General features: G+C 68.4%; 19 protein-coding genes. 9 read left to right on the forward strand and 10 right to left on the reverse strand.

The window, feature by feature from the left end; all coding sequences use genetic code 11:
- The first annotated feature begins 107 nt into the window (after positions 1–107).
- The gene (locus tag ASF54_RS10765) at positions 108–1046 is read left to right on the forward strand and encodes a hypothetical protein (RefSeq protein WP_157510153.1); all 939 of its coding nucleotides are present in this window, start codon (positions 108–110) and stop codon (positions 1044–1046) included.
- Between the two features lie 61 nt (positions 1047–1107).
- Here the strand turns inward: ASF54_RS10765 and ASF54_RS10770 are convergent, their stop codons facing one another.
- From ASF54_RS10770 to ASF54_RS10780, 3 genes are all read right to left on the reverse strand, one after another.
- Entirely contained in the window at positions 1108–3282 is a 2175-nt protein-coding gene (locus tag ASF54_RS10770) for a DEAD/DEAH box helicase (RefSeq protein ID WP_055962660.1), read from the reverse strand.
- A gap of 323 nt (positions 3283–3605) precedes the next feature.
- On the reverse strand, positions 3606–5087 hold the full coding sequence (locus tag ASF54_RS10775; protein WP_055962663.1) for an FAD-dependent oxidoreductase: 1482 nt from the start codon (positions 5085–5087) through the stop codon (positions 3606–3608).
- A gap of 16 nt (positions 5088–5103) precedes the next feature.
- On the reverse strand, positions 5104–6375 hold the full coding sequence (locus ASF54_RS10780; protein ID WP_055962666.1) for a phosphotransferase family protein: 1272 nt from the start codon (positions 6373–6375) through the stop codon (positions 5104–5106).
- Between the two features lie 92 nt (positions 6376–6467).
- Here ASF54_RS10780 and ASF54_RS10785 point away from each other — a divergent pair, with 92 nt between their 5' ends.
- The gene (locus tag ASF54_RS10785; protein WP_055962669.1) at positions 6468–7535 is read left to right on the forward strand and encodes an FUSC family protein; all 1068 of its coding nucleotides are present in this window, start codon (positions 6468–6470) and stop codon (positions 7533–7535) included.
- Between the two features lie 60 nt (positions 7536–7595).
- On the opposite strand, the gene ASF54_RS10790 is transcribed toward ASF54_RS10785, so the two are convergent.
- Positions 7596–8336, reverse strand: coding sequence for an esterase/lipase family protein (locus ASF54_RS10790; protein WP_157510154.1), 741 nt, complete (start codon positions 8334–8336; stop codon positions 7596–7598).
- Between the two features lie 49 nt (positions 8337–8385).
- Positions 8386–8793, reverse strand: coding sequence for a hypothetical protein (locus ASF54_RS10795; RefSeq protein WP_157510155.1), 408 nt, complete (start codon positions 8791–8793; stop codon positions 8386–8388).
- A gap of 122 nt (positions 8794–8915) precedes the next feature.
- Between ASF54_RS10795 and ASF54_RS10800 the strand changes: the two genes are divergently transcribed.
- Both ASF54_RS10800 and ASF54_RS10805 read left to right on the forward strand, forming a co-directional pair.
- A complete protein-coding gene (locus ASF54_RS10800; protein WP_084816195.1) occupies positions 8916–9455 on the forward strand; it encodes a Dps family protein in 540 nt (179 codons plus the stop codon).
- 50 nt (positions 9456–9505) lie between these two features.
- Positions 9506–10693 (forward strand): NAD(P)/FAD-dependent oxidoreductase, encoded by a 1188-nt coding sequence (locus ASF54_RS10805; protein WP_055962675.1) that lies wholly within the window; start codon positions 9506–9508, stop codon positions 10691–10693.
- Positions 10694–10704: 11 nt separating this feature from the next.
- Here ASF54_RS10805 and ASF54_RS10810 read toward each other — a convergent pair whose 3' ends face one another.
- Complete coding sequence (locus tag ASF54_RS10810) at positions 10705–11559, reverse strand: SMP-30/gluconolactonase/LRE family protein (protein ID WP_055962678.1); 855 nt, start codon at positions 11557–11559, stop codon at positions 10705–10707.
- 88 nt (positions 11560–11647) lie between these two features.
- Here ASF54_RS10810 and ASF54_RS10815 point away from each other — a divergent pair, with 88 nt between their 5' ends.
- Entirely contained in the window at positions 11648–13504 is a 1857-nt protein-coding gene (locus tag ASF54_RS10815; protein ID WP_235481034.1) for a glycoside hydrolase family 15 protein, read from the forward strand.
- 132 nt (positions 13505–13636) lie between these two features.
- Here ASF54_RS10815 and ASF54_RS10820 read toward each other — a convergent pair whose 3' ends face one another.
- Together ASF54_RS10820 and ku are read right to left on the reverse strand one after the other, a co-directional pair.
- Entirely contained in the window at positions 13637–14884 is a 1248-nt protein-coding gene (locus tag ASF54_RS10820) for an amidohydrolase (protein ID WP_055962681.1), read from the reverse strand.
- Between the two features lie 35 nt (positions 14885–14919).
- Positions 14920–15852, reverse strand: coding sequence for a non-homologous end joining protein Ku (gene ku / locus ASF54_RS10825; RefSeq protein WP_055963902.1), 933 nt, complete (start codon positions 15850–15852; stop codon positions 14920–14922).
- Positions 15853–16067: 215 nt separating this feature from the next.
- On the opposite strand from ku, the gene ASF54_RS10830 reads away from it, so the two are divergent.
- The 3 genes from ASF54_RS10830 (at position 16068) to ASF54_RS10840 (ending at position 20987) form a co-directional block, all read left to right on the forward strand.
- Positions 16068–16955: an SDR family oxidoreductase gene (locus ASF54_RS10830; RefSeq protein ID WP_055963905.1), complete on the forward strand. Its 888-nt coding sequence runs from the start codon at positions 16068–16070 to the stop codon at positions 16953–16955.
- Positions 16956–16968: 13 nt separating this feature from the next.
- A complete protein-coding gene (locus ASF54_RS10835; protein ID WP_055962682.1) occupies positions 16969–19452 on the forward strand; it encodes an ATP-dependent DNA ligase in 2484 nt (827 codons plus the stop codon).
- Between the two features lie 140 nt (positions 19453–19592).
- Positions 19593–20987: an MFS transporter gene (locus ASF54_RS10840; RefSeq protein WP_055962685.1), complete on the forward strand. Its 1395-nt coding sequence runs from the start codon at positions 19593–19595 to the stop codon at positions 20985–20987.
- Positions 20988–21150: 163 nt separating this feature from the next.
- On the opposite strand, the gene ASF54_RS16450 is transcribed toward ASF54_RS10840, so the two are convergent.
- A complete protein-coding gene (locus ASF54_RS16450; protein WP_157510156.1) occupies positions 21151–21288 on the reverse strand; it encodes a hypothetical protein in 138 nt (45 codons plus the stop codon).
- Between the two features lie 161 nt (positions 21289–21449).
- Here ASF54_RS16450 and ASF54_RS10845 point away from each other — a divergent pair, with 161 nt between their 5' ends.
- Positions 21450–21773, forward strand: a complete 324-nt coding sequence (locus tag ASF54_RS10845; RefSeq protein WP_055962688.1) for a hypothetical protein — start codon at positions 21450–21452, stop codon at positions 21771–21773.
- Positions 21774–21811: 38 nt separating this feature from the next.
- Here ASF54_RS10845 and ASF54_RS10850 read toward each other — a convergent pair whose 3' ends face one another.
- A complete protein-coding gene (locus tag ASF54_RS10850) occupies positions 21812–22486 on the reverse strand; it encodes a TetR/AcrR family transcriptional regulator (RefSeq protein ID WP_055962691.1) in 675 nt (224 codons plus the stop codon).
- Positions 22487–22550: the final 64 nt, after the last annotated feature.

The following is a 22550-nucleotide window of genomic DNA, read 5'->3' on the forward strand; positions in this document are numbered from 1 at the left end:
CGACGATCGTTGTCTGGCCCCGAGCTAACACCCCGGGTGCTGGGCGAGTTCTGCACAGCTGTCCCCCTCGCCCCCTGCTCGGCGGCGGCCGTCGGCAGTCTGGTGCGATGTCTCTTGCTCCTGGCCCCGAGCTTCTCGTTCACTCGTCTTCATCAGAATCCGACGAGCGGCTTGCGCGAGCCAGAGGCGACCTCGTGCGACTCGTTCCGGGCCGCTACGTCCGGGCCCAGCACTGGCGCGCGTTCGACGATCGCGAACGCTACCTCATGCTCTCGTTCGCGGCACTGTCAGCCCTGCGCTGCGACGCCGTACTCTCGCACGCAAGCGCGGCAGCGTTCTGGGGCCTGCCTCGCTTGGGTCCGTGGCCGTCGCGCGCCCAGGTGACGGTTCCCGCCGCCACGACCTCCACCGCGAATCGCTGGGCCTACAAGCATGCAAGCACGCTCTCCGACGACGAGACCCTCGAATTCGCGGGGTTCCGAGTCACGTCACCCGCACGCACAGGAGTCGATCTCGCTCTGGTCTCGTCGTTTCGCCAGTCGGTCGTGGCACTCGACCACGGCCTGCACGTCGGACTCTTCGATCAGAATGAGCTTCTCGATCTCAGCACCCATCGGTCTGCAGTTCGAGGCGTGGTTCGGGCGAAGCGAGCCATCGCATTTGCCGACGCGCGAGCCGATCGACCCGGCGAGTCGCTCAGCCGCGTCGTGATCCACGAAGGAGGCCTCGAAGAGCCCGACCTGCAGAAGCACTTCCCTAACCCGACCGGTCCCGACGCCTACGGCGATTTCTGGTGGCGAGGGTGCCGCCGAGTCGGCGAGTTCGACGGCGAGGTGAAGTACCGCGATGCGCGCATGAGATCGGGAAGGTCACCGGAGCAGGTCGTGATCGACGAGAAGAACCGAGAGAACTGGCTTGCTCGTCAGCCGGGAGTGAACGGTGTGGTGCGCTGGGACTGGCGGACCGTAGTGACGCCGGGTGCCCTTGCGCGTCTGTTGCTGGAGGCGGGGGTGCCGCAGGTTCGTAGTCGCGTTTCGCGGGTTTAGTCGCGGAATAACGCGACTAAACCTGCGAAACGCGACTAGACCCGAGGGGCGCAGGGCCGCGCTAGCGACGACGCTGCGGCGCAGCCTTCCGCGCCGACGGAGACGCCGAGAGCGCCTCGGTCAGCAGCGCGACGAGGGCGCCGAGCTGGATGTCGGACGACGCCACGATCTCGGAGTCGTCGCCGTCGAGGGCGCGGGCTGCGAGGCCGGCCTTCGAGTCGATGAGCTCGGCGATCTTGGTGTCGATCGTCTGGGCGGCGATGACGCGCCAGGCGGTGACGGGCTCCTCCTGGCCGATGCGGTGCACGCGGTCGATGGCCTGAGTCTGCTCGGCGTCGGTCCAGGAGAGCTCGGCGAGCACCACGTTGGAGGCGACCTGGAGGTTCAGGCCGACGCCCGCCGCGGTGAGCGAGCAGACGACGATCGAGACGGAGGGATCGTTGACGAACGCGTCGATGTTTTTCTGGCGGACGCTCGGCGTCTGGTCGCCGCGGATCGACGCGAACTTGATGTCGCGCTTGGCGAACGTCTCGGAGGCGGTGTCCATCACGTCGATGTGCTTCGCGAAGAACACCACCTTGCCGACGTTGCGGGCCAGCTGCGCCGTGTAGTCGGCGGCGAGGCCGGCCTTGGCCTGGCCGATGCGGCGGACCATGCTGAACACGTTCTCGCCGGTCTTGGCGCCGTCGCCGTCTTCGAGCTCCCACTTGGCGACCTGGCGCACCAGGTCGTGGTCGATGCCCTCGACGCGCACTCCGGAGGTGCGGGTGGCGAGAGCCGTCTGGTAGCGGGTGACGAGCTTCTTGGCGAGCTCGCGCTCGGCCTCGCGGATGGAGCGGCCCACCTCGTCGTCGAGCTCGACGGGGAGGTCGGCGATGCGGCGGGCGGGGATGTCGGCCGCGACGTCGACCTTGCGGCGGCGGACGATGCCGAGGTCGATCACCGAGGAGCGCGCCGAAGCGAAGAATCCGGGCTCGGCCGGGGTGAGGCCGGTCTCTTCGAGGGCCTCCATCAGCTCGGGGCCGGGCTTCTTGTCGTCGATCCAGCCGAGGAACTGCCAGATCGCGCGGAAGTCTTCGATGTCGTTGATGAGGGGCGTGCCGGTCAGCGCCATGAGGAGAGGATGAGCGGTGCGGGCGCGGATCCTTGAGGCGAGCTGGAGCACGTTGCGCGAACGCTGCGAGTCTTTGTTTTTGATGAAGTGCGCCTCGTCGACGACCATGCCGCGGAACCCGAGGTCGCCGAGCCAGCCGACGTGGCGGTCGAGCACCTCGTAGTTGACGATGACGATGTCGGCGAAGCCGTCGATGGTGTCGCCGTCGCCGTGGATGACAGTGGCGGTGCGATGTGGCGTCCACAGCCCGACCTCGCGGGCCCAGTTCGTCTTGACGACGTTGGGCACCACCACGAGCAGAGGGTAGGCGTCGGCGGCCTGCGCGGCGAGCAGCGACTGCGCGGTCTTGCCGAGGCCGGGCTCGTCGGCGAGGAGGAACGTGCGGTGGCCCTCGGCCGCGGCCTGCACGACCTGCGCCTGGTGACGCATCATCTCGGTACCGCCGGGGGCGCGGAGGGTGGAGGGCTCGGGGAGCTCCATGCACGCGGAGGCCCCGCCGGCGCCGTACTCGAACGACTTGAAGAGCGGACCGAAGAGCTCCCAGTTGGCCAGGCGGCGCGGGTGCACCTCTTTGACCTCGGCGAGCGCGAAGTCGGGCGCGAGGAACGGGTTGGCGAGCTGCCGGGAGACGATCGACTGCGGCACGACCTGGCGCTCGGTGGCGACGCGCGCGACCGGTGCCTCGGTGGTGATGATCAGGTCGTCGGGGCTGAGCTCGACGCCGGCGGCGATGAGCATGTCGCGCTTGAGCGACTTGGCCGTGTCGGAGACCACGGCCTCCTCGGCGAGAAGGGCGATGAGCGACGTGTCGCGGGCCGCGGCCTTGGCGAGGATCGTCGCGACGCCGTCGAGCCGCTTGAGCTGCTCAACTCGGTCGGCGTCGGTGACCGTCTTGTCGGCTTTGACGCGGGCGCGCTCTTCGCGCATGAGCAGCGCGACCACCTGGAACTTCGTGCGGACCGAGGGCTTGACGGGGCCGCGCTGGGCGGCGGCCTCGACCTCGCGCACGGCCTTCGCCAGCACCGGGATGATGCCGTCGTTGTCGAGATCGCGGACGCGACGGTGGTTCGAACGGGAGGCGGTTCGTGTACCGCCGGACTGGCGCTGGCCTGGTCGAGCCAAGGCTCCTCCTAATGGCAACCCGCGGTTCAGTGGCCGGGGTGTGGTGTCGGCAGACGGCAGAAACGCCGATGCGGACGATGTCGAGGGACTGCTTCGGGACCGGCATTCGGTGACGACCCCGGGTGTGCGGAGGACAGGAGAAGGAGACCCCCGTCGGACTCGCATCCGGATCGGATGCGGTGACCACGCGACGCTTGCGTCGCGACCCGCTTGCACTGCATCAGACGAACGACGGCGCTGATAGCGGCCCCTCGCGACTCGGTGCAGGGCACAGTTTACGCCCGCGACGCCGCCGGTTGCCACCACGGCCCTCCTCGGGCGTGTCAGGCGTCGCGGCGCCGCAGGCCCCGAGTCGTCGGCCCCTCGATGACGGTGCCGTCCGGGCGGAACCTCGACCCGTGCAGCGGGCAGTCCCAGGTGAGCTCCTGGTCGTTCCAGGCGACCACCCCGCCGAGGTGCGGGCACACTGCCGAGAGCGAGCAGGTCTCTCCGTCGACGGTGGAGCGAGCGACGGGCGCGAGCGCCTCGGATCCTACGCGACCGCGCCCCTCGGGCGGTGTTTCGCCCGGCTGCAAAGGATTGGTGAGAGCCCTCGTCCAGCTACGGGCGAACCACCAGGCGACCGCGAGATTCTCGCCGAGGCCGGCACCGATCGCGACTGGGGTGGTGACGCGGTGATGGATGGTCTTCATCCAGTCGGAGTTGTCTCCGACGACATCGGAGACAAGCATGCGTGCCGCCGAGATCGCGTTCGTCATGCCCCACGAGTCGTAGCCGGTCGCGAGATAGATGCGGCCACGGCCTCGCGGCAGGTAACCGACGAAGGGCACGCCGTGCGGGGTGGCGTAGTCCTGCCCGCTCCACACGCGTCGCATGCGCGCGGTGGGCCAGTGCATGCCCGCCCAGTCGTGGAGGTCGCGGGCGAGGACGGCCTCCGAAGCTGCTCGCCCCACCCCGTGCTCGTTGCCGGCCACGAGCAGCTGACCGCGGTGGCTCCGCACCGACCGCCCGGGGTCGTCGACCGAGGTGTACATGGCCTCGGGCAGATCGTTCTCGGGCACGTCGGAGAGGACGAGCCCGAGCGACCGGCGCGGCGAGAGCTTGGCGAAGTAGAGGCCACGATCGAGGATCGGCGCCCCCGTCGTGAGGTGCACTCGCTCGGAGCGGACCTCGCCGAGCTCCGTGTGCGTCGTCGCCGGGTCGCCCGCGTGGACTCCCGTCACGCGGACGTTCTCGACCACCACTCCCCCGAACGCCCGCACATCGGCGGTGAGGGCGGCGAGAAGCTCGAGCGGGTCGACCTGCGCCTGGTCGCGAAGCTGGACCGCCCCGATGGTCGCGAACGGCACGTCGAGATCCACTGTCTTGACGAGGTCGAGGCCGGCCGCGCGACCGACGAGGTACTCCCCGTCGACCCGGGCGAGCCCGCGTCGCGTCGTTGCGAAAGTGAAGGCGTCGCGGCGCTCCAGATCGACTCCGGCTTCGTCGGCGTAGTCGATGAGCCAGTCGAAGGCCTCGCGATTGCCTTGCACGGACGCGTCGACTACGCCCTGATAGGTGCGCCGGTGGATCTTCTGCAGCTGCGCCCCCTGCAGCACGCTCACCATGGCGGCCGAGCTGCCCGCGACGAGCCCTCCGATGTGCCCCGCCTCCAGCACGGCGACGGTATGCCCACGACGGGCGAACAGCAGGGCCGTCACCAGCCCCGTCAACCCGCCGCCCACGATCACGTCGTCGTATGTGGCCAGCGGCTCGAACTCGTCGGTGGGAATGGAGCGGACCGTGTCGAGCCGGGGCGGGGTCATTCGTCCTCCGAGAGGGTCAGGGGTGCAGGTGCACGGTGCCCACGCTAGGCCCGTCGAGAGCGGCCGGTTCGGCGTGTTCGGCCGGACGAGGCCAGAGCGCCCCCTCGGCCGCGTCGATCAGCTGCAGCGCTTTCTCACGGCCGACCGGTGTTCCGAGTGTCGCCTGGCCGCCGGCGTGGGCCAGAAGCTGCGACGCGATGGTCGGCGGGAGCCGATCGGCCCATTCCGGGTGAAGGGCGACCCACTCGTCGGCGACGGCGTCGGCGATCTTCTCGCACGCGCGGGCCTCGGCCTGATCGCCGTTGCCCCGGTGCCACTGGGCGGTGACGACGAGATGCGCGACGAGGGCGCCGGCATCGCGCGCCGGATGCCCGAGCCCCGCCGTGTCGATGTCGAGGAGGCCGGTGACGACGCCGACATCGACCGCGTCGACGAAGAGCTGCTCGAGGTGCAGGTCGCCGTGAACGACACGCAGCTCCCCTTTCGGCCAGCGACTGACGCGCGCCTCGATCTCGTCATAGATGCCGTGGATCATCGACGCCCGGTCGGGGAGCGACTCGGTCAGGCTGCGCCGGTGCCAGGAGCCGTTCTCGAGGGCATCCGCCTGCGCGTGCTGGGTCAGACCCACCCGCGAGACGGCTTCGGCGAGCGCCACGACCCCCGACACGAAGCCGGTGCTCGCGGCGAGGCCCAGCACGCGCGTGCCGGCGGGAACGCCCGCGACCCTCTGCAGCACGAGCAGTCCGTCGGCCTGGGCGGCGATCACGATCGGCACCGGCAGCCCCGCCTGAGCGAAAGCCCGATGCTGCGCGGCGATCGGCTCGGCCCGTGTCGGCCGCACCACCTTGATGAACAGGGTCGCCTCGGGGCTCTCGACTTTGATCACGGCGCGTTTACCCGGGCGGTAGGCGGCGACGGTCAGTGTCGGTGAGCTGATGGGGACCCCGATCCGGGCCAGGAGGTCGACGACCCGGTCGGGGTAGGTGACGCTCGCGAGAGCGGGGAGCGCAGGATCCGACGGGTAGGCCCACACACGCACCGGCGAGCCGGTCGCGGGGTCGCTCACGACGCTGCCTCCCTCGCGCGCGCCGGCTTCGACGGAGGCGGGGTCGGTGTCGATGAAGGTCAGGACGGTCGACGACGTGCCGTCGGCGTCGAGGGTGTCGACCTCGTACCCGAAGAGGTAGCCGCCGCCCGAGGGCTCGACCGAGTGCGGACGGAACGACAGCACTCGCGCCCCGCTGCCGCGGAAGGCCGCGGGCAGAATTTCGGCGGAATTGGGCCACACACCGTCAGTCAACTAGTTTCCCGACAGTTCGTCACGGATACGGGCGGATGCGGCGCGCCGCGGCCATACCGTCCGGCCGTACCCTTGACCCCGTGGCCCCCACCCCGAGCAGACTCGTCGCGCGGCTCCGCCAGCCGTCGAGACTGCCGCTGCTGCAGGTGGTCAAGACGTCTCTCGCCGTGGTGGTCTCCTGGATCCTCTGCTTTGTGATCCTCGACCAGGCGCTGCCGATCTTCGGCGCGATCGCCGCGCTGCTGGTCGTGCAGCCGAGCATCAACCAGTCGTTCGGCCGTGGCCTCGAACGGAGCGCGGGCGTCGTGATGGGCGTCGCGCTCGCCTACGGGGTCGGTGCCCTCTTCGGTCACGACCAGACCTGGATCGTGCTGGTCGCGGTGATCCTGGCACTGCTGCTGGCCTGGGTGGTGCGGCTCACGCCGACGTCGTCGACCCAGGTGCCCATCTCGGCGATGCTCGTGCTGTCGGTCGGCGTCGTCACTCCGGGCTATGCGTTTGATCGAATCATCGAGACGGTGATCGGCGCGGTGATCGCGCTCTTAGTCAACGCACTCATCGTGCCGCCGGTGCTGCTCGGCCCCGCGCACCTCGCGCTCGGGCGGCTCGCTCGCGACCTGGGAGCGGCTCTCGACTCGCTGGCCTCGGCTCTCGAGACGCCGACCTCCCGCATCGACCTCGATGCGGCACTGACCCGCGCCCGTGCGCTGCGCGACCTGCAAGCGCGGGCGGCGGCGGGGGTCACGACGGGCGAGGAGAGCCTCACTCTGAACCCGCGGGCGAAGCGGCAGCGGCGGATCCTCGAGGCCGATCGCGCGCTGCTCGGCACCCTCTCGAACCTGGTGCACCGCGTGGTCGCCATGACCCGGTCGCTGCGCGACAACTACGACCCCGACCTGGTCGACGACGACGTGGTGGCCGGGATCGCCGATGAGCTGAGGCGGGCGGCCCATGACGTGCGACTGCTGGTGCACGACCGAGAAGAGAACGCGGCCTCAGGATCCGGCGGCACCGCGCCCGAGAGCGAGCTGCCGGCGCTGACCGCCCCGCTCCGGGTTCTGGCGCCCGACCCCGAGCACTGGATCCTGATCGGGTCTCTGCTCGAAGACCTGCGGCGGGTGCGCGAGGAGCTCGTCGGCGAGAAGTAGCGGCGTGTGGGCGGGCCGTCGGCCTACGAGCTGGGCCATTCCGTGTCGATAGGCCCCGGATTACGCCGAATTCGTCGGTTGAGGGCTCGCCGGGCCCGCCGTGGCCAGCGCCGCGAGCACCGCCGCCCGCCCCGCCGCGTGCCCGAGCAGCTGGAAGTGCCCGTCGATCGGCACGCGGACGTTGCGTGCCCCCGGCAAGTAGCTGCCCTCGGGCACGTGCCCGTCGAAGTCGGCGTAGACGGAGGTGATGCGGGCGTTGACGTCGACGAGGCCGCTGAGCCGGGCGAGCGCGGGGTCTGACGGGAGAAAGGGACGGAAGCCCGAGGTGGGTACGAAGCGCGCCATCCGGGATCCTGAGAACGGACTGTTCACGGCGACCATGCGATCGATGCGACCGCCCCGATCGGTGTCGAGCATCATCGTCTTGCCGATGATGCCGCCCTTGCTGTGGGCCAGGATCAGCACGCCCCGGAGGTCGTGCGCGTCGAGGATCGCCTGAGCCGTGAGCGCCGTGTCGGCGATCGGACGCCGATTGTGCGCGAGCCCGGGCACGACGACGACCGGGTGTCCGGCGTCGTTGAGAGCGTCGGCGAACCAGCGCAGCAGCCGCCACGACTCGTAGACGCCGGGCAGCAACAGAATCGGGGCGAGGTGGCCTTCGCGATAGCGCTTCGGCACAGACGCGTCGGTCAGCAGTGAACGCAGGTGGCTTCGGGTGACGAATTCGTAGTCGCGCGGCAGAAAGCGGAGATAGTGCAGGATCCCGCCGCGGCGCGCTCGATTCCGATCGTCTCGTTCCACGCGGTTCAGCGTAGGCGACCCTGCCTCGCGTCGGCTCGTGCCGCCGGGGTCAGGGCCGATCGGCCCAGTCGACCGTGTTCACCCCGTCCAGGCCCTCGGCGATCATCTGGTCCCAGCGCGTGCACAGCGACGACCAGGTCGGCGGCCTGTCGGCTGCCGCGCGAAGCACCATGCAGGCCCAGCGCGAGTGCCCGGCTCGTGTTGCGGCGAAGGCGGCCTCGACCACGGCTCCCGTGACCTCGTCGACCACGCGGACGCGGTGCGACATCGTCATGAGATCGATCAGGTCGAAGGCGTGGAAAGCCGAGACGAGGCTCTGCTCGAGTGTTCGCACGGTCGGCGGCAGCACGGCTCCCCATGCCGATGACGCAGCCACCGGTGGTCTGGCGCGCGAGGCCGTCGACGTCTGTGCGGCAGCGGTGGCAACCGCACCGCGCTCCCCGGGTGTTCTTCCCATCATGGTGCCCCCTCAGGCAATCAGGTGGTCGAAGAATACACCCCCAGGGGTACAGCCGCTGAGGCCGCAATGAAGGACGGGGACTACCGTTCACAACACCGTTCAACTCACGAGGAGGAACCATGTTCCAAGGATCCGAAAAACTTCACGACAACCTTCAGAAGGTTCTGGTCGACCTGATCGAACTGCACGTCCAGGGCAAGCAGGCTCACTGGAACCTGTTGGGTTCCAACTTCCGCGACCTGCACCTGCAGCTCGATGAAATCGTCGACGCCGCCCGCGGCTTCTCCGACGAGGTGGCCGAGCGCATGCGCGCCGTCTATCTGGTGCCCGACGGTCGCACGAGCACCGTCACCAAGAGCACGAGCCTGGCCGAGTTCCCGGCCGGCCCGGTCGAGACCACGGATGTCGTCGACCTCATCGTCGACCGCATGTATGCCGTCACCGACACCATGCGCACCGTGCACGACGACGTCGACGACGAAGACCCCACGACGGCCGACGTGCTGCACTCCGTTCTCGAGCGCCTCGAGCAGCTCGCCTGGATGACCGGCGCCGAGAACCGCCACCCCGAAAAAGACCAGCACTCGAAGGCGTCGCGCGAGCGCGACGACAAGGCCAACGAGGCCGGACTCGACCGCGTCGGAGCCGTCGCCAACTGACCCTGCGCCACGAGATCAGATTCACCGGAGCGACCTGAGGAGCACAGCCCATGGCTGACCAGACATACGACTACGTCATCATCGGCGGAGGCATGACCGCCGACGCCGCCGCCAAGGGCATCAGAGAGGTCGACGCCGACGGCTCGATCCTGATCCTGAGCGACGACGTCGATGCGCCGTACACGCGGCCTGCGCTCTCCAAGAAGCTCTGGATCGATCCGGATTACACCCCCGACGACAACGACCTCGGCACGGTCGACGAGACCTCTGCCGAGGTCCGCTTGTCGACGAGGGTGGACCGGCTCGATCGGATCGACCGACGCGTCGTCACGACCGGTGGCGACAGCATCGGCTACGGCCGACTGCTGCTTGCCACCGGCGGGCAGCCGACGACCCTCGACCTGCCGAACGACGACGAGCGGGTCATCTACTTCCGGACCGCCGAGGACTACCGCCACCTGCGCGCCCTCTCCGGTTCGGGCAAGCACGTGGCCGTCGTCGGCGGTGGGTACATCGGCTCCGAAATCGCCGCCGCTCTCGTGCAGAACGACACCCGGGTCACCATCGTCTTTCCCGACGACCACCTCGGCGGCTCGGTCTTTCCCGAGTCGGTGCAGTCGGCATTCGAGGCCCGCTACCGCGACCACGGAGTGACGCTCGCCGCCGGTCGACGTCTTGACAAGGGCGTGACCGCGGCGGAGGGCTTCCTCCTCACCCTCGACGACGGCTCGACCCTTGAGGTCGACGGAGTGGTCGTCGGCCTCGGCATCGAGCCCTCGGTGGCACTGGCGGAGGCGTCCGGGCTGGCAGTCGACGACGGAATCGTCGTCGACCTCCGTCTCGCGACCGACGACCCCTTTATTTCGGCCGCGGGCGACGTGGCCTCGTACCCCGACGTGATCCTCGGTCGTCGTCGGGTCGAGCACGTCGACAACGCCAAAGAACAGGGCGCTGCTGCCGGACGCATCATGGCGGGCTCAGACGAGAAGTACACGCACACGCCGATGTACTACTCGAAGGTCTTCGATCTCGCCTACGAGGCAGTCGGCACTCTCGACTCGTCGCTCCAGACGGTAGAAGACTGGAAAGACGACGATTCGGCGGTCGTCTACTACCTCGACGGCGGAGTGCCGGTGGGAGTGCTGCTCTGGAACATCGCCGACTCCACCGACAAGGCGCGGCAGGTGCTGGCCGAAGCGCGTGCGCTCGGCGCCGACAACCTCGTCGGTCTCATCTAGCGGCCTTCGACTCAGCCGAACAGTCGCGGCGGCAGCCCCGGCCGATCGAGCTCGATCGCGAAGACGCCACCGGAGAGCGGGAACTCCTCCAGCTGCTCCTCGGTGGCGTTTTCGCGAGCCGAGCCGACGTAGAGGGTCGACAGATCGGATCCTCCGATCGTGATCCCGGTGACATTCGGCGCCGGGACCTCGATCGTCTCGAGCTCTTCGCCCTCGGCCGACAGGTGCACGACGAGACCGGCTCCGTAGACCGCAGCCCAGAACTCGCCGCGGGCGTCACGCACCAGACCGTCGAAGGCGCGTCCGACCGCGAACGGCTCCAGCTCACCCAGCAGGCCGTCGGCCCCGTACGAGCCGCAGAAGACCGTCTGCACTGCCGTGTCGGTCACCCACATCGTCGAGCCGTCATCAGTGAACTCGATGCCGTTGGTCGTGCCGAAGCCTCCCCTCAACACCGTCACGTCGCCCGCCGGTGTGACGCGATAGAGCCCCGCGTCGGGATCCTCGGTCGTGACCTCCATCGCTCCGACCACGAAGTTTCCGAACGGGTCGCACTTGCCCTCGTTGAGCCGCATTCCCGGGTGGCGGTGGCCGATCGACGCGAGATCCCCAAGGATCCGGCCCTCGTCGTCTGTCTCGACGACGCGATCCCCCAGTGCCGCGATCAGCCCTCCGCCCCGCCTCGGCTGGAACGACGCCAGGGGCGGAGGCAATTCGCTCTGGCGGTCGGCCGAGCCGTCTTCCGAGGTGCGGTGCAGCAGGCCGAGCGTGATGTCGCACCAGAGCAGCTCGCTGCTGGCTGCGTCCCAGACGGGGCTCTCCATGAGGATCGCGCGGGCGTCGAGCAGAAGAGTGGGTTCGGGCATGCCCCCGGTCTATCAGACTGGCGCCGAACTGCGGGGATCACGGGGGACGCCTCCCCTTTCGCCCAGCCGCGGGGAGCAGGCTAAAGGGGTGACTAACACCCTCGAGCCCACCACCGTCCGCAACTGGCGAACGCCGTCGATTCGTGAAGACGGCTACGTGCCGCTCCGCTCCTACGGGGTCATCGGCGACGGACGCACCGTCGCGCTGATCGCCGACGACGGTCAGATCGACTGGCTGCCCATGCCCGAAATGGACACCGACCCGGTCATCGCCGGCATCGTCGACTCCGGCAAGGGCGGTCGCTTCGAGTTGCGCCCGGTCACCGACGATTTCGAGGTCGACCGCTCGTACATCCCCGGCAGCAACGTGCTGACCACCCGGTTCCGTACGCCGACCGGAGTCGTCGAGATTACCGACGCGCTCGTCACCGGTGTCGCCGGGCGCCTGCCCTGGTCGGAGCTGGTGCGCCGCATCGAGGGCGTCGAGGGGTCGGTCGATCTCGCCTGGGCGGTCATTCCGGGCAACACCTTCGGCACGAACCCCATCGAGCGCATCGACACCGTCCACGGCCCCCTGCTTCGGGCCGGCGACATCAATCTGATCCTGATCGGCTCCGAGCACGGCCGGACCGACCCGACCGACGAGGGCGACGGCGTCTCCGACGGACCGCTGGAGTTCCGCGGTGCGTTCACGACGACGCCCGGCTCGCGCACGATCCTCTGCCTGTGCGGCACGAAAGACGAACCGATCCACATCCCGAACGCCGACGTCGTCGATCAGGGCATTGACCGCACCATCGACAACTGGGCGCTGTGGTCGAAGAACTTCTCCTGGGACGGCGCCTGGTCGGAGGCGGTCACCCGCTCGACTCTCGCCCTCAAACTCCTCATCTACAGCCCCACCGGTGCCATCGCCGCGGCCTCGACCGCGGGGCTCCCCGAGAACCTCAACGGCAACAAGAACTGGGACTACCGCTTCGCCTGGGTGCGCGACCTGGCGTACACCGTCGAGGCGCTGCTCAATTTCGGGCTTCGAGAAGAGCCGCATGCCGCGGTGTCATGGATCCTGAAGTCCCTCAAAGAGCACGGCCCCGACATCAACATCTTCTTCTCGCTCGACGGCAGCCTTCCCGAGGATCCCACTGAGACCGGCTCAGAAGGATGGCACGGCATCGGCCCGGTCTACTCGGGCAACCCGGCTTCCGGTCAGCTGCAGCTCGGCGTTTACGCCGACATCCTCGCGATCATGAGCCAGTACGCCTCAGGCGGCAACATCATCGATGCCGGCACCGACAAACTGCTCTGCGCTTTCGCCGACGACGCCTGCCAGCAGTGGCAGAAGAAGGACTCGGGCATGTGGGAGCTCGAGGAGCTCCAGCACTACACCTCGAGCAAGATGGGCTGCTGGCAGGCGATCGACGCGGCCTGCCACCTCGCCGACATCGGACAGCTCCACCCCGAGCCCGACGACCTGGCGCACTGGGTGAAGAACAAGAAGATGATCGAGGAGTGGGTCGACGAGCACGGCTGGTCGGAAGAGCTCGGCTCCTACGTGATGTACCCGGGCTCCTCGAAGATCGACGCGTCGGTCTTGCTGCACGCTCCCACCGGCTTCGACCGCGGCGAGCGCATGTCGTCGACGATCGACACCCTGCGCCGCGACCTCGGCGTCGGTCCGCTTCTCTACCGCTACTCCGGCATGGACGATGAAGAGGGCACCTTTGTGGCCTGCGCCTTCTGGGCGGTGTCGGCGCTCGCCTGTGTCGGGCGTCTCGACGAAGCGACCGCGCTCATGGACGAGCTCGTCGAGCAGGTCAACGACGTCGGCATGCTGGCCGAGATGATCGCCGAGGACGGCAGCTTCCTCGGAAACCTGCCGCAGGGTCTCAGCCACCTCGCGCTCGTCAACGCCGCGATCACAATTCACGAGCTCTCGACGAAGTAGCGGCCTGGCGGCTGCGGCCGTGAGACGTGTTGCGGACTGACCGCCCTGCCGCGGCAAGGCGGTTAGTCCGCTTCGTGTCTGCAGGCTTCGTGTCTCTGCCGGCTTCAGTTCTCTGTAGCCCGCGACCTGTCGTCAGCCAGCGAAACGAGTGAGACGCTCGACGGTCCGGCCGACACGAGCGGCGTCGTCCCACTCGTAGACCGTCGCCCCCGAGATGAGCACGCGCTCCGCGCGCGACTGCACGTCGAGGGGGTCACCCGACCAGATGACGACATCGCCGTCCAGTCCCGGCTTGAGCGACCCGATCCGCGAGTCGAGCCCGAGAATCGCGGCCGGGTTGCTCGTCAGTGCGGCCAGAGCGACATCCTTCGGCAGACCCTCCTTCACCGCCAATGACGCCTGGTGCACGAGGTAGTTGATCGGCACGACGGGTGCATCCGTGGTGATCGCCACGGTCACGCCGGCCCGGTGAAGGGCGGCGAGGTTCGAGATCGCGCGATCCCGGAGCTCCACCTTCGACCTCGAGGTGAAGAGCGGCCCGTAGATCACGGGGATGTTCTTCTCGGCGAGCACGTCGGCGAGCTTGTGGCCCTCCGTCCCGTGGTTGACGATGAGTCGATAGCCGAACTCCTCGGCGAGGCGGATGGCCGTCGCGATGTCGTCGTGGCGGTGGGTGTGCTGATCCCAGGCGAGTTCGCCGTCGAGCACACGACCCAGGGTCTCGAGGCGGAGGTCGCGCCGGAAGGGCTCGCCCTTCTCGGCGGCGGCCTGGCGCTGGGCCACGTAGAACCGCGCATCCTCGAACGCCTGACGGAGGACGTAGGCAACACCGAGTCGGGTCGACGGCATGGCGTCCTTCCCGCCGTAGACGCGCTTGGGGTTCTCCCCCAGGGCGGACTTGACGCTCACCGAGTCGGAGATGATCTGCTCGTCGATGGTTCGTCCACCCCACGTCTTGATCGCGACACTGAGACCACCGATGACGTTTCCGCTGCCGGGCTTGACGAGGATGCTCGTGATGCCACCCGACAACGCGTCACGGAAGCCCTCGTCGTCGATGTCGATGGCGTCGACGGCCCGGACACCTGCGGTGTTCGGATCGGTGAGTTCGTTCGTGTCGTTTCCGGCGGATCCATTGGCCTCCTCGTGAATGCCGACGTGCCCGTGCGCCTCGACGAAGCCGGGAACGACCCACCGGCCGCCCGCATCGATGACGGTGGCGCCCTCCGGCACCGTGACGTCAGCCGCCGGCCCGACGGCTGTGATGAGTCCGTCCTCGATGAGGACGGTGCCCCCGTCGATCGGAGCGGAAGTCACCGGGACCACGTGGCCTCCGGTGATGGCGACAACAGACGGAACGTGCAGAAGAGAAGTGGTCATCCCTCCACCGTACGACGCCGCGCGAGGCTCCGCGGTCAGCCGGCTTTTTTCGCCTCGGGCTTTTTGGCGGCGGGCTTCTTGGCGGCGGGGGTCTTCTTCGCGGCCGACTTCTTGGCCGCAGGCTTCTTGGCCGCAGGCTTCTTGCTCGCCGGCTTGCCCTGCTTGGCGGCACGGTTCTTCTCGACGCTCGCGCGCAGGGCGTCCATCAGGTCGATGACCTCGCCGCCCTTCTTCGTGTCGTCACTCTCGTCGTCCTCCGTCTCGCCGAACGTCGCATCGGTGTCGAGCGACTCCCCCTCTTTGAGCTTGGCGTCGATCAGCTGCTGCAGTTCGCGCTGGTAGTCGTCGCTGAAGTCGGCCGGCTCGAAGTCGTCGCTCAGGCTGTCGACGAGGCTCGCCGACATGTCGAGCTCCTTGTCGGTGATGCGGATCGCCTTCGACAGCGCCGGGAAGTCCGCCTCGCGCACCTCGTCGTCCCAGAGCAGCGACTGCAGCATGAGCGTCTTGCCCCGCACGCGCAGGGCGCCGAGCCGCGTCTTCTGGCGCAGCGAGAAATGCACGATCGCGGTGCGATCGGTCTCCTCGAGGGTGCGACGGAGCAGCACGTACGCTTTGGCGGACGAGCCGTCCGGCTCGAGGAAATACGACCGGTCGAACATGATCGGATCGAGCTGATCGCTTGGCACAAACTCGAGCACGTCGATTTCGCGACTCTTCTCTTCGGGCAGCGACTTCAGGTCGTCGCTCGACAGAACCACTGTCTGGTCGCCGTCGTCGTACGCCTTGTCGATGTGCTCGTAGTCGACCACCTTGCCGCAGACCTCGCAGCGCCGCTGGTATCGGATCCTGCCCCCGTCTTTGTCGTGTACCTGATGCAGCGAGATGTCGTGGTCTTCGGTCGCGCTGTAGACCTTCACCGGCACGTTGACGAGGCCGAAGGTGATGGCGCCTTTCCAGATGCTTCGCATGCGGGCCATTGTGCCCCGGTGCCGGGGGCGGCGACCGTGTCGACGGCCGTAGGCTGCGGCGTGACTCGAGCCAACAAGCGCGGAAAGTGACGCGCATCGGCCATGGCGACGTGGCGCGCCGCGACGGTTTGGCCGATCCGCGTCACTTCGCGGGGCGGGGCGGCCACACGACAGCTGAGGGGACAGGCGGGCCCCACGCGAGTTGACTGGTGCTCATGAGCCAGCTCGACAAAAAAGACCCGATCAGCCTCTACCCGAAGCCGCCGTTCCCGAAGCAGGAGCAGTCGATCCCGGGGCTCGCCAGTGCCATGCAGCCCAAACCCGACCATGGCGAGACGAGCTATGTCGGCAGCGGCCGATTGAGGGGGTTCCGCGGCCTCGTCACTGGCGCCGACTCCGGCATCGGCCGTGCCGCCGCGATCTCGATGTCGCGCGAAGGTGCCGACCTGGTGCTCAACTATCTTCCCGACGAGCAGTCGGACGCCGAGGAGGTGCGCGACCTCCTCGAGTCGGAGGGACGCAAGGCCGTCCTCATACCGGGCGACATCTCGGACGAGCAGTTCTGCTTCCACCTCGTCGGACGCGCGGTCGAGGCCCTCGGCGGCCTTGACGCCCTCGTCATGGTTGCAGCCCACCAGGAGGTCAGCGAAGACATCCTCGACATGAAAACCGAGAGCCTCGAGGCGACGTTCAAGACGAACATCTACTCGCTCTTCTGGCTCAGCCAGGCGGCGATCCCGCATCTGGAGCCTGGATCCTCGATCGTCACCACCGGGTCGATCCAGGGCGCGCAGCCCTCCCCCGACAAGCTCGACTACGCCGTCTCGAAGGGGGCGATCGGTGTCTTCACGGCAGCTCTCGCGCAGCAGCTCGCACCGAAGGGGATCCGCGTCAACTCGGTCGCTCCCGGCCCCGTCTGGACTCCGCTCCAGCCGGCCTCGTCGGATGGCGAGACCGTGAGCCAGTTCGGGTCGCAGGCCCCGTACGGCCGACCCGGGCAACCCGCCGAGCTCGGCGCAGCGTACGTGCACCTCATCAGCCCCGAGTCGAGCTACACCTCGGGCACGACCATCACGATCGCTGGCGCGACTCCGGCGTACTAGGCCGGAGGGCACCATGGCAGGCAAAGGCCGCAACGATCGAGTCAGTGTCGGCGGGCACACGCTCCAGCTCACGAACCTCGACAAGGTGCTCTACCCCGCCACCGGCACGACCAAAGCAGACGTGATCGGCTACTACGCCGCAGTGGCGGAGTTCCTCCTGCCGCACACGGAGGGGCGCCCGGCCACCCGCAAACGCTGGGTCGACGGGGTCGAGGGTCCCGTGTTCTTCGAGAAGAATCTGCCCGACTCGGCTCCGAGCTGGGTGCCGCGTCATGCCATCGAGCACAAGGATCACGCCAGCGTCTATCCGATGGTCGACGACATCGCGACCCTCACCTGGCTCGGCCAGGTCGCTGCGCTCGAGATCCATGTGCCGCAGTGGAAGTTTGGGCCGAGGGGAGCGCAACGCAACCCCGACCGCTTGGTGATCGACCTGGATCCTGGTGAGGGCGTCGGCCTTGCCGAGTGCGTGGTCGTCGCTCACGAACTCAAGAAGATCGTCGAGGGCATGGGCCTCGACCTCATGCCGGTCACCAGTGGCAGCAAGGGCATCCACCTCTACGCCACTCTCGACGGCAAGCAGACCGCGGCGCAGGTCAGCGATGTCGCCCATGAACTCGCGCGCGCGATGGAGGCCGATCACCCCGACCTGGTGCTGAGCACGATGGGCAAGCAGGATCGCCGCGGCAAGGTGCTGCTCGACTGGTCGCAGAACAACGGCAACAAGACGACCGTCGCGCCCTACTCTTTGCGCGGGCGCGACCGCCCCACGGTCGCCATGCCCCGGACCTGGCGCGAGCTCGCCTCGAAGAGCCTCCGGCAGCTGGAGTACGGCGACGTGCTCAAGGCACTGAAGAGACGGGGCGACCCGCTTGCCGAGATGTCATCGGGCACACCGGTACCCCCGGGCGAGCTGACCGACGATTTCACCAACAGCGAGCACGCCGTCGCGCCGCAGGGTTCCGGGGATCGGCAGGATCGCCTGGCGAAATACCGCTCCATGCGCGACGCGTCGAAGACGAGCGAGCCCGTTCCGGCGAGCGCGCCCGAGAGCACCGACGGCACCAGCTTCGTGATCCAGGAGCACCACGCGTCCCGACTGCACTGGGACTTCCGGCTCGAGCACGACGGCGTCCTCGTCAGTTGGGCGCTGCCGAAGGGCGAGCCGACCGATCCGAAACAGAACCACCTGGCCGTGCAGACCGAAGACCACCCGCTCGAATACGGCACCTTCGAGGGCACCATCGCGAAGGGCGAGTACGGGGCGGGCGAGGTCACAATCTGGGATTCGGGCACCTACGAGCTCGAGAAGTGGCGCGACGGCAAAGAGGTGATCGTCGTGCTCCATGGCGAGCAGCGCGGCTCCCGGAAGGTCGCACTCATCCACACCGGCCACGGCGGCGGCAAGGCCGACGCCAACTGGTTGATCCACCGAATGATGGATGAACCGAAGGATCCGGCCCCGCCGCACTCACCCCCTCGCCGAGCCGCGCCGCGCACCCGCTCCACCACCGGCCCGATCGAACCCATGCTCGCGTCCGCGGGCACTCCGGGCGACATCGGCACCTCCGACGAGTGGGCCTACGAACTCAAGTGGGACGGCATCCGCGCGATCGTCACCGTCCACGACGGACGGGTGACGCTCACGAGCCGGAACGGTCACGACCTGACGCCCTCGTACCCGGAGTTCGCCGATCTGGCCGAGCAGTTGCGCGACACTGACGGCGCACCGGTCACCGACGCCGTTCTCGACGGGGAGATCGTCGCGGTCGACGACAAGGGGCGGCCCGATTTCGGGTTGCTTCAGACGCGGATGAAGCTGACGCGGGCCCGTGACACCGAACGGGTGCGGTCGACGGCGCCGGTTCGGATCCTTCTCTTCGATCTGCTCCGCCTGGGCGGTCACTCTCTGCAGGGCGACGACTACGACACCCGACGCTCGGCCCTCGAAGAACTCGTGGAGGTGACGCGCGCCATCGACGTGCCGCCGGCCTTCGAGGGCGACCTCGACGAGGCGATGGAGTTTTCGAAGAAGCTGCGGCTCGAGGGAGTCGTCGCGAAACGCCGCGACGGCACCTACTCGGCCGGTCGCCGCAGTCGTGCCTGGATCAAGCTCAAGCACTATCTCACCCAGGAAGTCGTGGTCGCCGGCTGGCGCCCGGGTGCGGGGCGGCGTGCGAACGGCGTCGGATCGCTGCTGCTCGGCATTCCCGGCGATGATGGGCTCCGCTACGTCGGTCGGGTCGGAACGGGTTTTCGCGACCGTGACCTTGACGAACTCCTGCCGGTGTTCGAGCGGGCGGCCCGGAAGACCTCGCCACTCGTGGGCGTCCCCGCGGCGGACGCCCGCGACGCACACTGGATCACTCCGTCGCGGGTCGGCGAGGTCGAATTCGCCGAATGGACGTCGACCGGCCGGCTTCGGCAGCCGAGCTGGCGCGGCTGGCGGCCCGACAAGGATCCGGGCGACGTCGTTCTCGAGGCGCCTCCCCGGTGAGCACGCCTCCTCCCCCTGCCGAATTTGAAGGAGAAATCGGGGTGCGGGGGCCCCGGATCGGCATGTCTTCGTCGCTCGGCTCGCGTTTCTCATTCGAATTTGCAGGCGGCACGGGCGATCCCGAGTCGTAGGGTGAGCCCATGACGGTTGATCGCTCGCGCACGGTGCTGCTCGTCGCGATCCTGGCGTCGTTCGTCGCCTTCCTCGACGGCTCCATCGTCACCGTCGCCCTGCCCGCCCTCGCGCGAGAGCTCGGCGGCGGCGTCACTCTGCAGCAGTGGGTGGTCGATGCGTATCTCTTGACGCTCGGATCCTTGATGCTTCTTGCGGGCTCGCTCTCCGACACGTTCGGCCGGCTGCGCATTCTGACGGCGGGACTGATCGGCTTCGGGGCGACGTCGCTGCTGGCGGCCTTCGCACCGAACGCCGAACTGCTCATCGCCGCGCGCGCCCTGCAGGGCATAGCCGGGGCGCTACTGGTGCCCTCGAGTCTGGCGCTCATCACGGCGACCTTCACCGGCGCGGCCATGGCCAAGGCGATCGGCACCTGGACGGCCTGGACGGGGGTGGCGTTCTTGATCGGCCCGCTGGTCGGCGGCGGCCTGGTCGACACGCTCGGCTGGCGCTGGGTGTTCGGCATCGTGGTGATTCCGGCGGCCGTGACTCTCGTACTCGTCACCCGTCTTCCGCGTGATGCCCATCGCGGCGTCGACGGCGACGCCCACATCGACGTGCCGGGAGCCATCCTTGGAGTGCTGGGACTGGCCGGGCCGGTGTTCGCTCTGATCGAGGGCCAGCGGATCGGCTTCGACGAGCCTCTCGTGATCGCGGCGCTCGTCGGCGGCCTCGCCTGCCTGGTGGCTTTCGTGCTCTGGGAGCGTCGCGCGGCGCATCCGATGATGCCGCTGCGCCTGTTCCGCGTGCGGCCGTTCGCGGTCGGCAACCTCGCGACCGTCGGCATCTACGCGTCGGTCAGCCTGGGAACACTCATGATCCCGCTCGTCGTCCAAGAGATCGGCCATCTGCCGGCGACCGTCTCCGGGCTCGTCACCCTGCCGACGACGCTCATTTCACTCGCCCTGTCGAGTCGTATCGGGGCCCTGGCCGGCCGGATCGGTCCTCGACCCTTCATGACCTTCGGGCCGCTGATCAGCGCGACGGGATTCCTCTGGATGCTCACCGTGCGCGAACCGCTCGACGTGTGGTGGCAGATCCTGCCCGGGGTCGTGCTGTTCGGACTCGGGATGACGGTCACGGTGACGCCGCTCACCTCGACCGTGCTCGGCGAGATCCGCCCCGCCGAGGCCGGCATCGCGTCCGCTGTCAACAACGCGATCTCGCGGGTGGCCGGGCTGGTGGCCATCGCATTCGTCGGCGTGATCACCGGCGGCATGCTCGACGTCGCGGGATTCCACCGTGTGCTCGTCGTCGTCGCCGTGCTGCTGGTGCTCGGGTCGGCCGTATCGGCGATCGGGCTTCGTGCGCTTCCGAATTTGAAGGAGAAACCCGCCGCGACTGCGCCCGGATCGCGATGATCGTGCCTGCCGAACGAGGTTTCTCCTTCAAATTCGGGGGGGGGCGAGCGGGGTGGCCGGATCCTGAGCGGTTCGGGTTGGAGAGGATGTGGCCGTGCGACGAGCCAGTAGGGGTGGCCCGCCGCACGACGTCTCCGAGCGAGACTTTGCCTCTCGCCGGGAGTCAGTCGGAGCCGTACAGACGAATGCGCTCTTCGAGCCAGTCGTCGCTCACCGAGACACGGCCGTAGTCGCCGTAATCGCCCTGAGCGCCGAGCGCGAGCTGTGACACTCCCTCGTCGTGGAGCTGTGCGTCGTCCATGATGTGACCTCCTGAAATGAAGGTAGGCCACCGCAACAAGGGCGCACGAGCCCGCTTTCGGGGAGCGCTCGAACGGGGGCAGACCGGTCCGCTCCCCCTCGAATGCGCTCCAGACGGGACAGAGAGCGGGTGGGTCGTCTCCCCCCGCTAGCATCGGAACCATGCCCCGCCGCCGCCTCATCTGGCCCGCCACCCTCGTGCTCGTAGCTCTCGCCGCCGCTGTCTCGGTCAGCCTCGCACTGGTTCTCCGAGCGCGCGTCGACGCGGCTTTCGGGGTGCCGGGCCAACCTGCGCGATACAGCACGCAGCCCCTGGTCGACTCCTTCGAGCTGATGAACCAGGCGTCGGATGTCTCGTTGGTCGCACTCGCGCTCGTGGCCCTGCTCGTCGTGCTCGTGGTCATCACCGGTGTGACGGTCGTCGTGCGCCGCGCTCGGAACCGCCGCGATCGTGGGCGGCCCACGCCGGGCGCCGCCGCCGCCTGAGGCCGCACTGCCACGGGCAGGTGTCTCCAGCAGCGCGCTTAGTCGTGCTGCTGTGTCTGGCTGGTCGCGAGCGCGACCCGGGCGACGGCCTCCGGCTCGCTCTCGGGGAGGCGCAACCCGACTGCGGGCAGCACGACGCCGTCGATCAGACCGACGAGGAAGTCGCGATCGACGGGCTGCTTCAAGATCAGCGTGCGATAGGCGACCATCGAGGGCGAGATGAGGGCCAGCTCGTCGATGTTGCAGTCACCCGAGATCTCGCCCCGGTCGACCGCGCGCTGCAGCAGACGGCGGTTGATCTCGACCCGCGGCTCGACGATGGCGCTGTTGACCGCCGCCGACATCTCGGGACTGTGCGCGAGCAGAGCGACGATGCCCGCCATGACCTTGAGCTTCTTCTCGTTGTCTTCGATGGAGTGCGGCTTGATCATCGCCACGAGATCACCCCGGAGGGTGCCGGTGTCGGGCAGGACGTCAGGGGTCGTGCCGCGCTTCATACACGCGATGGCGTCGATGACGAGCTCGCTCTTCGACGACCATCGTCGGTACAGCGTGGCCTTACCGGCCTTCGCCCTCGTCGCGACCATCTCGATGGTCATGCGGTCGTAGCCCGTCTCGGCCAAGACGTCGATCGCGGCCTGGAGGATCTCGGGATCACGGGAATGGTCGCGCTTGCGGCCGAGTTTGACCGGTGCGGGATCGACGTGCGTCATCGCGGCAGACCCCTTTCTTTAGTCGCCCCAGTGTACGACTTTCGATTGCGAAACTCTACAGTTC

It is taken from the genome of Frondihabitans sp. Leaf304, assembly GCF_001423105.1.
Classification (GTDB): Bacteria; Actinomycetota; Actinomycetes; order Actinomycetales; family Microbacteriaceae; genus Frondihabitans.